Origin of the sequence: Leptospira tipperaryensis (assembly GCF_001729245.1) — a bacterium.
Classification (GTDB): domain Bacteria; phylum Spirochaetota; class Leptospiria; order Leptospirales; family Leptospiraceae; genus Leptospira; species Leptospira tipperaryensis.
The window spans coordinates 1,444,353-1,460,326 of the sequence record NZ_CP015217.1 but is presented as its reverse complement, the minus strand read 5'-3'; the positions used below and the strand labels follow the sequence as shown (position 1 = coordinate 1,460,326).

General features: G+C 44.6%; 7 protein-coding genes. 1 reads left to right on the top strand and 6 read right to left on the bottom strand.

Features of this window, described 5'->3' with window-relative positions; all coding sequences use genetic code 11:
- Positions 1-39 precede the first annotated feature (39 nt).
- The 6 genes from A0128_RS06940 to omp85 form a co-directional block, all read right to left on the bottom strand.
- Positions 40-915, bottom strand: coding sequence for a transglutaminase family protein (locus A0128_RS06940; RefSeq protein WP_069606843.1), 876 nt, complete (start codon positions 913-915; stop codon positions 40-42).
- Complete coding sequence (locus tag A0128_RS06935) at positions 908-3,445, bottom strand: circularly permuted type 2 ATP-grasp protein (protein WP_156781786.1); 2,538 nt, start codon at positions 3,443-3,445, stop codon at positions 908-910. The genes A0128_RS06940 and A0128_RS06935 overlap by 8 nt, the downstream gene beginning before the upstream one ends.
- 30 nt (positions 3,446-3,475) lie before the next feature.
- Positions 3,476-6,787: a transglutaminase family protein gene (locus tag A0128_RS06930; RefSeq protein WP_069606842.1), complete on the bottom strand. Its 3,312-nt coding sequence runs from the start codon at positions 6,785-6,787 to the stop codon at positions 3,476-3,478.
- A gap of 43 nt (positions 6,788-6,830) precedes the next feature.
- Positions 6,831-7,775 carry an alpha-E domain-containing protein gene (locus A0128_RS06925; RefSeq protein ID WP_069606841.1) on the bottom strand — a complete coding sequence of 315 codons (945 nt, stop codon included), beginning with the start codon at positions 7,773-7,775 and terminating at the stop codon, positions 6,831-6,833.
- A 35-nt stretch (positions 7,776-7,810) separates the two neighbouring features.
- Positions 7,811-9,241, bottom strand: a complete 1,431-nt coding sequence (locus tag A0128_RS06920; RefSeq protein ID WP_069606840.1) for a circularly permuted type 2 ATP-grasp protein — start codon at positions 9,239-9,241, stop codon at positions 7,811-7,813.
- Between the two features lie 674 nt (positions 9,242-9,915).
- The gene (gene omp85 / locus A0128_RS06910; protein ID WP_069606838.1) at positions 9,916-11,367 is read right to left on the bottom strand and encodes an Omp85 family outer membrane protein; all 1,452 of its coding nucleotides are present in this window, start codon (positions 11,365-11,367) and stop codon (positions 9,916-9,918) included.
- Between the two features lie 478 nt (positions 11,368-11,845).
- Here omp85 and A0128_RS06905 point away from each other — a divergent pair, with 478 nt between their 5' ends.
- Positions 11,846-15,475, top strand: a complete 3,630-nt coding sequence (locus A0128_RS06905) for an Ig-like domain-containing protein (RefSeq protein ID WP_245667207.1) — start codon at positions 11,846-11,848, stop codon at positions 15,473-15,475.
- Positions 15,476-15,974 lie beyond the last annotated feature (499 nt).

Sequence of the window (15,974 nt, the reverse complement as noted above, 5' to 3'; positions counted from 1 at the left end):
GAAATCTTAACTCAAACGTCTTAGGTCATCTCGTGTTGCTTACTCTCGGATCACGTCCACTTCGACTTTTAACTTGTGCTTTCCTCCGCCGAATAAAATTCCTTTTAAGGGGGAAACATCGGCAAAATCTCGACCGATAGAAGTAAAAATGTATTCTTCGCTTAACATTTTTCCGTTCGTTGGATCGTAATCCACCCAACCGATTCCCGGAGAATAAATGGAGAACCAAGCGTGAGACGCGTCTGATCCCTGAAGCTTAGCCTGTCCCGGAGGAGGAAAGGTTTCAATATAACCGGAAACGTATCTACAAGGAATTCCAACACTTCGCAAAGTCGCAATCGATAGATGAGTAAAATCCTGACAGACACCCTTTCGATTTTTTAAAACTTGGGCCGGCGGAGTTTGTATCGTCGTAGCGCCCGCCTTAAACTCGAACGATTGATAGAACCTTACCGTATAATCCATAACTGCCTGTAAAAGCGGCTTTTCAAAATCCATCATCTCCATCGCAAACTTTGCAAAGAGAGGATCTCGAATTGCGAAGGCGGAATCGGCAATATATTCCAAGGCTTCCAGATCTTCTCTTAGATGTGAGGAGGCAAGCAGCGTAGGAATTTCGGAAACTCTCGGAGAATGATTTAGATTTCCGTAATCCACGGGATGTGTAGCGACACGACTCTCGGAAACGATCTCTAGAGATTGATGAGAGTCCTCCACGGAAAACGAATATACTAAATTTCCAAAGTAGTCTTTTCGATAACCGGAAACGGACGGGCCCGGATGAACTCTCAGTTTTAGATCTTTACAATCCTGATGACGATTTGTTCCGGGACACATATGCGCTAGATTGTGACAATGGGAAACTTCCTCTTGGTAGCTATATCGGGTAACGTGTTTAACTGTATAATCAGCCATCGTTGTAATCTCCAAGCTGGATCTGCTCTTCCAAGTAACGGAAATATCTCCCGCTGATCGAATCGGACAAGGACGCAATCTGATAGTTTATATCGTTTAACCATCTTACGATGCTCAAAGAAGGATTTACATATTCAAAAAGACGTTTTGCGTCTTCTTGGATAAAACGGTTTCGAACCTCGGAAACGATTCTTTCCTCCGCGGTCGCCTCTTCTTTTTCGGAATGAGGCAGATAAGAAACGTATTCTCCTAGTTTCCGTAACTGATACGCCAAGGATCTCGGATTCGTCTCGTCAAAAAGAAGAATATCCAAAACGGACTCGGCCTCGATTCGATAACGATATCGTCTTCTATAAGTGATCTTGATATCATTGATATTCAATAAGGCTTCAAACATGCTCTTATTGTAGAGAGTGGATTGATTTAAAACCGTATTCACGAGTCGAATCGTATAAGACGCCCTTTCGATTCTTTTTCCGATGTTCATAAAATACCAACCGGTTTCCCGGGACATGCTTTCGATTCCTAGACCGGACATAGAAGCGAGTCTTGTGATCAGAAGAATCAAATATTCTAAGATCTCATCGTAAGAACCGTATTTAAAGGAATCGTCAGTTTCGATCATCGAAAGAATATATCTGCTGTCTTCGGAAAGTCGATCCCTTACCGACTTGGAAGCTCTTACATACGCGTTCAAATCGGAACGAATGCTTCCGCTCTGTTGCTGGGAAAATACTTGAGAGAACATCTGTTCTCTTGCACCATTCAGAGGATCCTCCAAATTGAGTTGTAAGAATCCCGGATAGGTCGCCATAACGTGAGTGGCCGTTTGTAGAAGAAGTTGAACGTGATCTTTCTCGTAAGGCTCGTCCATGTGAATCATATTCAATATGACTTCGCGTAACAATCTCGCTTGGTTTTCCGAACGTTCCGCATAACGTCCCATCCAGAACATATTGTCGGCGACGCGGCTCGGGATACCGGCCCCGCTCCGTTTGATCTGCATTCTTTCCGTTTTCCCCGGAAGTAAGCTGACGTCTTTTTTTTCTTCAGAAGCTAAAATCCAGAGGTCTTTTGAAATCGCACCGGTTTGATTGGTAACAACAAGATCGTTTAGATTTTCGGTCACTCTTACGAGACCGCCGGACATCGTCATATAACCGTTTTCTGATAGAGTCGTAAACGCTCGAAATACAGATCTTCCTTGGATAAAATTCTCACCCGAAAGAACCGGACAAGTAGAACCGTTTACGATTTCTTGAGCTACGTATTTCTCAGGATGAGCAAAGAGTTTTTTCCAGATTTGCTCTTTTTCACTGTTAGGAAGAGAAGAAAGAAAAACACCAGGTTCCATCGGATCTCGAACCGCACGTTTGAATACAAATCGATCCGGATAATCTAACACTTCTTGTCTGGATTCGTGATTTCCCATCCAGAGAGTTCTTACGTTAGGCAAAATCAAATCTTCCGAAAGGTAATATCTGCAAAGAGAGGATAAGAACGGGTGGACCGCTCTGTTCTCCAAAAAGCCGGAGCCGATCGGGTTCGCGACTCGGACGTTTCCTTCCCGAATCACATTCAAAATTCCTGGTACACCTAAAAGGGAGTCCCCCTTGAGTTCCAACGGATCCATATATAAGTCCACGACTCTTCGAAAGATCACGTCTACTTGTTGAAGACCTTCGACGGTTTTGATAAAGACAAAATTATTTCTTACTGTTAAGTCTTCCGCTTGAGCGAGGGTAAAGCCGAGGTAACCCGCGAGATAAGCGTGTTCAAAATAAGTTTCATTCCCGGCGCCCGGAGTTAATAAGACGATGACGGGTTCTCTTTCTTGAACCTTGGATAAGGATTGCAAGGCCTTTCTCAAAGAACGAAAGTAGAGCGCGACTCTGTGAACTTGAGAGTCTCTATAGATCGAAGGAAAAATTCTGGAAAGAACGATTCGATTCTCCAGAGAATAACCGGACCCGCTCGGAGCTTGAATACGATCTCCGATTACGACAAAACTTCCGTTCTCTTGTCTCGCTAAATCGGAAGCCATAAAACAAAGTTCGTTAGAAGTCGAATGACCGAATCCGTTACACTGTCTTAAAAAATCCGGAGAACTAAAAAGAATCTCGGGTGGAATTTTTTTATCATAGAGCAGCTTACGAGGACCATAGACATCCTTAAAAAGAGCATCCAAAAGTTCGGTTCTTTGGATGAGCCCCCTTTCGACTCCTTCCCATTCTTTACTTTCCATAAGAACGGGAAAAAGATCCAAGGACCAGAGTCTTTCAACGGCCCCCGGCTCTTCGTAGACGTTATACGTCACACCGTTTTCTTGAAGTATTCGAAGCGAATCTCTCTTTCTTCGAACCATTTCTTCTTGAGATAAGGATTCTAAAGAGTTGATTAAAAATTCGTATTTAGACCTGAGCTTGCCTTCTCCGTCATACAATTCGTCATAAATAGACGGATTCGGGTTATATCCTTCTCGAAGGTTCAATCTCGCGTTGGCTGGGTTGACCATAAAATTCTGAACCATTTTTCAAAGTCCGTACATTTTGGCGATTCTTTACGAAGTCTTTTTTTTCCAACCCGGACCCGGCGCCAAACGCAAATCCAAGGTATAGGGAGAATGTGGATGAGCAAGATTTTTCGGACGACTTGTCGCACCGGCCGTATGTCCTTGATCCAAAAAGCGACTGATTCTTCTGCTCTCAGCCTCGAAAGAATTTACCGGAAACGTATCGTAAGACCTACCACCCGGATGGGAAATAAAATATTTACAACCTCCGATGGACCGTTCGCTCCAAGTGTCCCAGAGATCAAAGACTAAAGGATTGGTGATCGGAAGATTCGGGTGTAGAGTAAAAACGGGAGCCCAGGCTTTAAAACGAACTCCGGCGACCGCTTCTCCGTTTTTTCCCGTAGCTCGAAGAGGAACCTCGTAGCCGTTGCAGGAAAGAATATAACGTTCCGGAATCCAGCCTTCCACTTTTACCTGAATTCTTTCCAAGGCGGCGTCAACGGCTCTGGAAGTTCCGAAAGAATTAGCCTCTTCTCCTAAAACATCCCAGGGTTCCAAGGCCATCCTTACTTCGATCTTGATCGTATCTTTTTGAATATGACCATATTCAGGAAATCTAAATTCAAAAAACGGAATAAAGTCGTCTTCGTAAAAAGGATAACCGTGTTCCTTTAGATCCTTGAGAACATCCTTAAAATCCTCCCAAACATAAAAAGGTAGAAGATATTTGTCGTGAAGTTCGGTTCCTCTTCGAATCGGCGGATGTTTGTAAGGTTTTTCCCAAAAGCGGCACAACAATGATAGAACAAACATCTGTTGGACTACGCTCATCTTGTAGTGAGGCGGCATTTCAAACGCACGAAATTCCACAAGACCCAAACGGCCCGTCGATCCGGTTGGAGAATAAAGTTTATCGATGGAAATCTCCGAACGATGTGTGTTGCCCGTGATATCCACGAGAAGATTTCTAAAAAGACGATCGATAAGCCACGGAGGAACGCTCTCTAAGTTGTCGACTTGTCTACAAGCAACCTCGAACTCATAAAGAATTTCTTCTCTTCCTTCGTCCATCCTTGGAGACTGAGAAGTAGTTCCGATAAACAAACCGGAAAACAAATAAGAAAGAGACGGATGGTGTTGCCAATAGGTCGCAAGACTTCTCAAGAGATCCGGTCTTTTTAGAAACGGACTTTCTTCCGGAGTCAAAGCTCCTACTGTGATATGATTTCCTCCTCCGGTTCCGGAGGCTCTTCCATCCACTTGAAATTTTTCAGTGCTGAGTTTTGTTTCGAGGGCTCTTTCATAAAGAATTTTAGTTTTGTTTTCGAGTTCTGCAAACGAAGTCGAAGGATGTAGATTCACTTCGATCACACCCGGATCCGGAGTGATTCTAAAAAATCCGATTCTTTCGTCTCTCGCGGGTTCGTAACCTTCGAGACGCACTTGAAAACCGGAAGCAAGAGTCGCTTGTTCTACGCTGGCGATAAGATCCACCCAAACATCCGAAGATGGAACCGGAGGTAAGAATACGTGAAGAACTCCGTCCCTCACTTCCACGACGAGCGTGGACTGAATCGGCAATTCCTTTTCGCTAAACATCTTTGGCGGCGTATCCACCCTCTTTCGAATCTTATCCTCCAAAACTTTCCGAGAAGGAAGATTCGGTTTTTTTTCAATCGAAGTAAATTCCGGAATCTCTCGAAAACGATCACTGATGGAAGAAAACGGGATTCGAAGACCCGCCGGGGAATCTCCAGGAATTAAAAAAAGTTTTTCTCTTCTAAAATTCCAAACGGAACTTTCCCATTCATTTTTTAAATAATTATAATATACTGGAATAGCAAAGGCCACTTCTTTTTTAAAACCCTTATCCAAGACCTTCAACAACCTCTGTCTTTCGAGAGTATCGAATGCGGTCGCGAGTTTTTTTTCGAGTTCAAACGGAAGATTGGCCTCTTTCCAAAGATAATAAAGATTATCCTCATACATCGGAATCATATAAGAAAGATCGATTCCGAGTGTTCTACAAATCGCGCACGCGAGAGTTTCCGAGGCTTTGTGAGCGTCGATCTCTTCCTTTTTCTTTTTTGGAGAATCCGGAGTGTCGATCAAAAGAGAATCCTCGTTCCAGAGCGCGACTTCGTCTTTTCTCCAAAAACAATTCATACTCCAGCGAGGAAGAGGTTCTCCAGGATACCATTTACCCTGAGAAAATTGCAAAAGAGAACCGGAAGTAAAATCCTTCTTGAGACGATACATGAGTTCTTTGGAGAGTTTAAATTTTTCTTCTCCTAAGGCTTCGTGATTCCATTCAGCTCCTTCTCGATCCTTATCGGAAATAAACGTAGGTTCACCGCCGATCGAAATTTCTAATCCAAGATCTCGAATCTTATGATCGAGGGCCTTTCCTCTTCTCAGAATATCGGTCCATTTGGATTCCGCATAAGGAAGAGTGACACGAGGACTTTCTAAAATTCTCTCGACTTCCATTCTAAAACCGAACGTAGTCTCTGCGGGGTCCGCATAACCAAAAATAGGCGCCGCGCTCATAGGCTCCGGTGTGGCGGCTAACGGAATGTGCCCTTCTCCTGTAAGAAGTCCGGAAGTAGGATCCATTCCCACCCAACCCGCGCCGGGAAGAAAAACTTCGGCCCAAGCATGTAAATCGGTAAAATCTTTTTCCGGTCCCTTAGGACCTTCCAAAGGAGTTTGATCCGCTTTCAACTGAATGAGATAACCGGAAACAAAACGAGCCGCTAAACCGAAATGTCTCAAAATCTGAACGAGTAAAAAAGAAGAATCCCTGCAAGAACCCGTTCTTTTTTGAAGAGAATCCTCGCAGGTCTGAACCCCCGGCTCCAAACGAATGATATAACCGATGTCAGACGAAATTCTTCGATTTAGTTCCACGATAAAGTCGATGATTCTTTTTTTCTCGGTGATCCCGTCCGCTCTTAATGCCTTGAGATATGATTGCAAGAGTGTTCCGTTTTCGGAAGGAGTCAAATACGGAGCCAATTCTAACTTTAGAATTTCCTCATATTCAAAAGGATAATCCTCGGCATAAGCTTCCACAAAGAAGTCGAAGGGATTGATCACCTTCATATCGACTACGAGGTCGACGAGCACGCTCAGTTTGTCCGTCTTTTCCGGAAACACAAGCCTCGCCTGAAAATTTCCAAAAGGATCCTGTTGCCAATTTAAAAATTGTTTCTCAGGTTCCACTTTTAAGGAATAGGAAACGATATTTGTTTTACAATGCGGCGCCGGACGAAGACGAATCACATGAGGAGAAAGCGTAATCTTTCTATCATATTGATAGATCGTTTCGTGCGTAAGAGCGACTCGAATGGACATAGAATGTTTTCCGCCTAAATTTCGATTCCAAAAAAACTATCGATTACAATCGAAAATAACGTTCGTCGATACGATCGTGAATCCCGTTGATCTGAAGCTGAAGACGATCCAGATATTCGTGCATTCCGGAACTGAAAATTTCATCGACGGAAGTATAACTGAGTTCGGATAACAAAACTCCGACCCTCTTCTCGGCTTCGCAAGAATACTCGTCCATATCGGTTCCGCTTAGAAGTTTTAAACTTTCAAAAATTTTTCTGAGGGAAAAACGAACCGCCCTCGGAAACTGTCTATCAAGAATCAAAAATTCAGCGATGTTTTTAGGAGTGATCTTTTGATAGATCCGATTGAACATCTCGTGAGCGCTCGTGGATTTTAAAAGAGAAAGCCACTGAAGAAGATCCAAATTCGAACCCACGTCGTGCGAAGGAAGAAGAATAAAATACTTCATATCCAAGATACGCGCGGTTTTATCGGCCCTTTCCAAAAATCTTCCGAGCTGAGCAAAATACCAGACCTCGTCTTGAGAGATCGTAGCTTCTTGACACCCGTAAAACAAAAGACATTGATTTCGGATTGTCTTAAAGAACTCGCCTAACGCGGAAAGATCCGTATCGGAAAAATGTTTTTTCGATTTAAAGTTGAGATAGAATTCGTTGATCACTTCCCACATCGGAGTGGAAATATTTTCACGGATCGTTCTCGCGTTTTCCCTCGCGCGCACCAGACAATTGATAATCGAATTCGGATTATCAGTATCGAAGGTCATAAAATGAATCACGTTTTCTTTCGAGGCGGCGTCCGCGAACTTTTTTTGAAAGAGCTCGTTGTCACCCGTTGTAAACACGAGAGGCATCCACTGTCTGTTTACGTCTTCGTTTAGATCCAGGGACAATTGGAAATTTACGTCAATGAAGCGGGAATAATTCTCCGCCCTCTCCATATATCGGTTCATCCAATATACGGACTCAGCTACTCTGCTCAGCATAGCAACCTCTCTCGTTCTGATTTATGTGTATCGTTTTAGCCTTCGCCCATCACCCAGGTATCTTTGGATCCGCCGCCTTGAGAGGAGTTGACCACAAGAGATCCCTTTCTAAGGGCAACACGAGTCAAACCGCCCGGCATCACATAGATGTCTTCTCCGTAGAGAATAAACGGCCTAAGATCCACGTGTCTTCCTTCCAATTTGTCCTCAATCAGAGTGGGAACTCTGGAAAGACTGAGGACCGGTTGCGCGATATAATTTCTCGGATTCTGATCGATGAGTCCGCGGAATTCTTCCTGTTCCTTTTTGCTGGAACGAGGACCGATCAACATCCCGTAACCCCCGGCTCCGTTCGCCGCCTTTACTACGAGATTTTCTATATTCTCTTTTACGTATGTTCTATCTTTTTCGTTCGAACAAAGATAGGTAGGAACGTTAGGAATGATCGCTTCTTCACCCAGATAGTATTTGATCATCGCGGGAACAAAAGTATATAAAACCTTATCGTCCGCAACGCCGGCTCCGGGAGCATTTGCGATCGCTACGTTTCCTTTTTTATACGCCTCAAAAATTCCGGGAACTCCTAAGAGAGAATCCTTGTTAAAGACGAGAGGGTCTAAGAAAGAATCGTCGATCCTTCTGTAGATCACGTCAACGATCTTGAGTCCGCGAGTGGTCCTCATGTAAACTTTTTCGTCTTTGACTACAAGATCGCTTCCTTCCACAAGAGGAACTCCCATCTTTTGCGCTAAGAAAGAATGTTCGTAATAGGCGGAGTTATAGATCCCGGGAGTTAAAACCGCGATCGAAGGATTGGATTTACCGCTCATGTATTCGAGCATCCCACGAAGACGAATCGGGTAATCATAAGTAGGACGTACGGAAAGACTTGCGAAAAGTTCCGGAAAAGTTTTTTTCATCACTTCACGATTTTCTAATACATAAGAAACTCCGGAAGGACATCTGAGATTGTCTTCGAGAACGTGAACGGTACCATCTCCGTTGCGGACCAAGTCGGTTCCCGAAATATGAATCCAAGTTCCTTGAGGAGGATTGATTCCTTTGCATTCTTTAAGATAACCGGGAGAAGAATAGACGTATTCCGCAGGAACGATCCCGTCCTTGATGATCTTTTCATCGTGGTAGATATCGTTGATAAAAAGGTTGAGAGCTCTTGTTCTTTGTTTCAGACCCTCTTCCAACTTTCTCCACTCGTGTGCGGTGATGATTCGAGGAATGATATCGAAAGGCATAATCCTTTCCTCTTCCTCCTCGTCCCCATAAACATTAAAAGTGATTCCGAGGGAAAGAAGAGCCTTTTCGGCGCTCGTCTTTCTTCGGACCAATTCCCGATCATCCATGGTTTCGATTCTCGATTTTAGAAAATGATAACTCTGGCGAATCCCGCCTTCCGGGGAAAACATTTCATCATAGAAAGATTCTGTCTGGTAATTGGTCAGAAGCATGGTCGTACCCTCAATTAGAATTTCCTAAATTAAGCCCATTATGCAAGCAGTTTTTAAAATTGTTGTTTAAAATTTAATACATAAATTTGTAAGAGCTTATATTTTAAGCAAAATTTAGATTTTGTATTCTTTTTTCCTTAAGATTCGACACGTTTTGATCTCAAATCCACGAAGAAGGGAGAGAAGTTTCTATCTCCAAGAGCCGTCCCAACGCTGTAGAAGTTTATAATCTGCCATTCTCAGATTCAAAACTCCTCACTGGATCTTAGAAAAAGCAGATTTCTTTGTGAGAGGTAATTCACTGGCGGCAAAACTCTATTTTGTGAATTTGCGGGGAGTGGAAGGAAAATTAAGAATTCTTAATATTTCAAAAATTCTTTCGGGAATTTTTAAGCTGAAAAAGAATTCCGGTGGCATTGCAAAAGTATCATTCTTCCTTTCTATCGCTCGACTCTCAAATACATCGTGTCTATTCGTCGCTTACTTCGGAAGCCAATCCAAGTCGACTCTTCAAAAGTAATCGATAACAATCGTCTCCAGTTAGCGTAGAAGGTTTTGGACAACAAGGAAGTGAAAATCGGGACTGTTATAAAAGAAGAAGAAAAAATAATCTTTTTAACAAAGAAAGATCAGCTCTTGACAAAGCGGGTCTTTAAAATCTATATTAGAATATTCTAAAATGCGTGACTAAAATCTAAAAACATTTGTGTGTCTTCTTTTGACTTTGCAAAATCGAGTAAGATCACAGTGGCTTGATTCCAAATAATTCTCAGACCACCTCCGTAAGAATGTTTATAACCGACCAGGTTCAGATGTTTTTCGGAATTCCAAACCCTTCCCACGTCGAAAAAAGGAACCAAGCTCATCGTAAAGAGTTGTTCTCCGATCCGAAAGGTGACAAATCTCCATCGAAGCTCCGCGCTTCCAAAACCGACCATCGGCGCGACAAATCGATCCTGTCTGTATCCCCGCATCGTCTGAAGACCTCCGATCCCGGTCATTGGACCGTCCAAACTCCACATATATCGGACTTCAGAAAATGGAGCTCCCGAGGATGTGTAGCCTAACGCTCCTCTCGTTGCGAAAACCAATTCTTCGAATACACTTGGAAATAATTTATAGAAATACTTTGTTTGAAAGAAAAGTTTGTTATAGTTAAAATCGGAACCCGTTCTTTTGGACACGTTAGCCACGTTCATCTCGATTAAGATTCCTCGATCCGGATCGGGTTCAAAGTCTCTCGTATCGTATGCGATTCCCGCTCTCATATAAATAATCTCTCCGCCGTTATATCCCTTGATCTTGCCGGCGTGATAGTCTTCGGTAAGTTTAGATTCTCCATTGGGAACGGATGTCTCCCAAATACTTCCCGCGAGATAAGGATCCTTTGACGGATTCCATTGTCCGTCGGAATGGCGAATGATATTCTTTGAAATCTCATTGGCTACGACCCATTTGAACGCTTTCCAAAACGTAAAGTCGATACTATTAAACAAAGTCGTCGAATTGAATAAATACTGATTGTACCCCTGATCGCTCACAGTCGGAGTGATCTCGGAACCGGCTCTGGACGGACGTATGTAGCTTTGAGAATTTTCATAGTCGTCGAAGTTTGCGTTGTTTACCAGAGGCATCCCAGGTTGATTTCTCGGACGATAAGAAAGTGAATGTAGAGAGGATTCCCCAATTCCAAAGTATTGAGAATTGGGATTGTAATCCAACCCAAGGCTACTTTTCCAACGAAACGCAGTGTTGAAGATATAAGGAGAATCAAATTGAATAAAATGATTCTTCACTCCTTGGTTTGTCTGAAAGAGTTGAACGGTAAGTTTACTTCGATAGGGTTCGTATTCGAAATACGGATCCTCCTTCTTCCCGTTGAAAAAGAAACTTGCCCTAATTCCTCCCCCTTGTCCGCGAACCGGATCGGAACTAAAAAGTGGAAGCGCGGTTACATACAACCCTTCCTTCTTTTCCGCTAGTTGTCCCGGATCGAGTCTCTTACCTTCATCCAGGGGAATTCTTACGCTCGGTGTGTTCTGAAGTCCTTGCGCTGCAAGAGAAAAAGTATTTCCTAAAAGCGCTAAAAGACTCGTGAAAACAAAAATTCTATATTTTTGAGGCATGAGCGAACGGGATTCCCTTTCACCAAATGGCGGAAAGATCCTCGTTTGTATAGGCTTATTCCCGCTTTGTTCTTAGATTCCGGGTTCCATTTTTCTTTCCTTCTTCTGTTTCAAAAACCTCGGTTTCGATTTTTGAGGAAGGATTTCAGGCCGGACCCGACTCCGGCAGAACTTTTTTAGAAGCGCTCGAACGATACATCAAAAGCGGGTTTAGAAAGTTTTGATTTCGCTTAACAACGCAATGGAAAAAAATATCTTCTTTTTTTATAACTCCCTTTTTATTACGTTTTCGATCTTTTATTTTCAAATCGGCGTTTCTCCCATACGAAATGCATCCTTAGCCCATTCTTAAATAGATCGTATCTTCACTTTGTATTTTCTCATTTTATCGAGTTATAATGCAATCACGGAGCTTCGTTATAAATGTGCTACTATATTCAGTCTCAAGAGTCGTTGCAGACCAATGGGGAGCTTTTTTATGAAACAAATTTTATCCTTATCCTTCATTTTCGTTTTATCTTTTTCCGGTTTGTTGAATTGCTTGGATCGGGGTTCGAACAGCCTCCCTCCTATTTTCTCTTATCTTGATTTCAAAGGAGGATCTCCCACAGTTCCCTTCGGAGTTTCTCAAATCAGTCCGGGCTCCAGCGTAAACGGCGTTCCCCTGAATACTTCGATTCAAGTCGGCTTCAATCATAATCTGGATTCTTCCTCGATCAACTCGTCCGCCTTTCGTTTACTCCAAGGAGCCACTCCGATTCCGGGAAGTTTCAACACTACAAACGCGGGAGTTGTCCTTACCCCCGCTTCGGCGCTCGCTTCTAACACAAGTTATACGGTGATTCTTTCTAAAAATCTCAAAGCCGCGGATGGGTCTTCTCTTGCGGAAGATTTTTTATGGAGTTTTACGACCGCATCGAGTGCGGACACGTTAGCTCCGATCGTTTCTCTCACAACTCCTTTGAGTTCGGCAATTTCGGTTCCGGTAAACTCGTCCGTCAGCGTTGCGTTTAGCGAGACGATGAACTGCGCCTCCTTAAACTCCGCATCGTTTCAATTAAACAATGGCGCCGCCGTTCCCGGTACGGTTACCTGCACAGGCTCCACAGCTACGTTTACGCCCTCTTCCAGTCTTTTGTTTAACACGGGTTATACGGCTACAATTTCGGTCGGCGCCCAAGATCTCGCAGGCAATCCGATCACTTCCGCTTTTAGTTGGAATTTTACGACGGGATCGGCTCCGGATTCTACACCTCCGACTGTTTCTTTCGCGAGTCCCTCGAACGCCTCCGTCGGTTTTGCGGTCAACGGTTCTCTCGCGGTTGCGTTTAGTGAAACTCTCAATTGTACAACTTTGACGACGGCGAGCTTTGTCCTAAGCGACGGATCGGCGGTTGCTGGTACGGTTTCTTGTCTTGGAACGACCGCCTCTTTTAATCCAACTGCAAATTTATCGTATAACACAAGTTATACGGCAACGATCACGACCGCGGCAAAGGACCTTGCGGGAAACTCTCTCGCAGCGCCTTTCTCTTGGAGCTTTACAACCGGATCGGCTCCGGATATAACTCCGCCGACTGTTTCTTTAGTGTCACCTTCCAATTCTTTATCGGGAGTCGGTGTGAACACGAGTGTGAGCGCGGTTTTTAGCGAATTTGTTGATTGTACAACTCTTACGACCGCAAGCTTTGTTCTCAACGGAGGTTCTGCCGTGGCGGGTTCCGTAAGTTGTCTCGGGACTTCCGCAACTTTTACTCCGAGCGCGACTTTATCGTATAACACTTCTTATACGGCGACGATTACTACTGCCGCAAAGGATCTCGCCGGAAATTCGATCGTTTCCAATTATAACTGGAGTTTTACGACGGGATCGGCTCCGGATTCTACACCTCCGACCGTTTCCGTTACAAATCCACTGAATTCTTCTACAGGATTTAGCGTGAACGGAGTGATCAGCGTCGCATTCAGCGAAACCTTAAACTGCGGTTCGGTTACGAGCGCGAGTTTTACTCTGAACAACGGATCCGCCGCGGCCGGGACCGTAGGCTGTTCTTCCACCACCGCGACCTTCACTCCGACTTCGGCTCTATCGTTTAACACGTCTTATACGGCTACGATCACAACCGCGGTAAAAGACCTCGCGGGAAATTCTATCGTGTCTTCTTTTGTCTGGTCCTTTACTACCGGTTCCGCGCCGGACGTTACGGCTCCGACCGTGTCCATAGTCAATCCGATCAATTCTTCCACGGGAGTTGCGACGAGCACGACTATCACGGCCGCGTTTAGCGAAGGAATGGATTGTACAACTCTTACGACGGCTACCTTTACTCTGAGTAACGGAGCCGGCGTCCCGGGAACCGTCTCTTGTTCCGGAACCAATGCGGTGTTTACTCCAAGTGCAAGCCTTCTTCCGGGGAGTTCCTACACTGCGACGATTCTTATCGGAGCCAAAGATTTAGCGAACAATTCGATCGCATCCAATTATAGTTGGAGTTTTACTACGGGAGCTCTTCCGGACACAACGAATCCCGGAGTTGTAATTCAGAATTTTGTAAATAAGAGTCTTGTTGAAACCGGTTTTGTGATCGGAACCGCTTCGGACGCGGGCGGAGTCTCTCTCGTAGAAGTCTCCATCGACGGCGGGGCTTATACCACCGCCTCCGGTACTACGACTTGGAATTTCAAACTTCCTTCGGGCGCTGCGACTTGGTCGATCGGTTCCCAACATACAATTACCGCTCGAAGCAAGGATACGTCCGGAAATTTTTCTTCCGTCGCTTCCGCACAAGTAAGAAAAGGAACCAACAAGGACGTGAACGGTGACGGATACGTAGATCTTGTAAGTGGAGAATACGGACAAGGTCTCGTTTACATCTTTCATTCTTCCGGAACCGGAGGGATTACTACTACGAATGCAAATTTAGCAAATCGTTATATTGTAGGAACGGTAGCCGAAGAATTTGGAAGGAGCGTGGCCTTAGAAGATCTCAACGGAGACGGATACGCGGACGTGATCGTAGGAGCTCCCGGAGCCAGCGCTTCCGCGGGAAGAGTCTATGCGTTTTATTCTTCGGGAAGCGCGGGAGTGAGTATTTCCTTTGTCGCCTTTGCTTCGGTAAGAATCGACGGAGGCGCGGCCGGAGAGCGATTCGGAAGCGCTATAGAAGCGGGAGACGTGGATGGAAACGGGTACGCGGATCTCATCGTAGGAGCTCCCAACGCTACGACTTCTCGGGGAAAGGTCTATATCTTTCATTCTACCGGAGCCGCCGGCATCACGGATTCAAGCGTAGCCACCGCGAGTTGTACTCTAACAGGCTCTGCGTCCAATGATCTTTTTGGAAATTCTTTGGCGTCGGGAAATATCAACGGAGACATCTACGCGGACATCGCGATTGGTTCTTACGGTTACAACGGCCAAAGAGGAAGAGTTTCGATCTTCCACGGAAGTGGAACCGGACTCGGGGCCGTATCGAGCACTCTTACAAATGGATCCGGAACCGTAGGGGATCAATTCGGATTCTCCATCGCCGTAGCGGACGTGAGTGGAGACGGTTATGCCGATCTTATCGGAGGCGCTCCGTTTCTAAACGGAGGAAGAGGACACGTCGTCGTCTATACTTCTTCTTCTACGAGCGCTGGAATTTCTACCAGCGCCGGTTTAGGCGGTGCGATTTTTATCATCCAAGGAACCACGATAGACAATCACTTCGGCTTTTCTTTGGCAGCGAGAGATTTGGACAATGACGGAAAAGCTGACGTAATCGCAAACTCAACTCCAAACGCTCCAGCCCAAGGACTTGTTTCGATCTTCATGACCCCTCTTCTCGGATTTACCAACGCAGGAACGGCCACGCTTACGATGACCGGACCTTTGGGGGATCTCTACGGCTGGGGACTTGCAACGGGAGACGTGAACGGAGACGGTTTTCCGGATCTACTGGTCGGTTCTCCGGGGTACAACTCCTTTCAGGGAAGAGCGTATATCTTTCATTCCTCCGGAACCGGATTGAGCACGAATGCACCCGCGTCCGCTTCCGGAATCATCGACGGCTCCGGGTTGACCGGTGGCGCCGGTTCCAACATGTTTGGGTCGAGCGTTTATTAAGAATTTTGAATATGTTAGAACACGCAAAAGGGCATTTGCGTGTTCTAAGCTTTTTTGATTTCGAGCAATGGAAAAAATATAATTAGAAGAATCTCATTTTAAACCTTCCTCATTGGAATCAAAACCGAAGAAAACCTGAAATCCAATTTAGAAGATTCTTCAATTTCGCTCAGAGAAAATTTCCAAACGTAAGCCGTTACCTTAAAAAAGTATAAAAAATTCTATAGAATCTAAAGACGCTTTATTGTTATTCTCAGACTTATTTTTTAGAGCTTGTCCCAGAACTGGAAAGAAATTTTGTAATAGTTCCTACAAAAGCCTTACGTTTTGCGATCCTTCGATTTTCGAGAGATTGTTCCGTGGATCGAAGCGAAGGAGTTCCCACAGTCTACCGTTTTAGGACAGGCTCTTATTTGAGTTGTCCTCGAATTGAAAATTCTTCTTCAAAATAACGTTAGTCGCGTTCTTTGTCTTAACAAAACGAAATTGGCCATTCAAA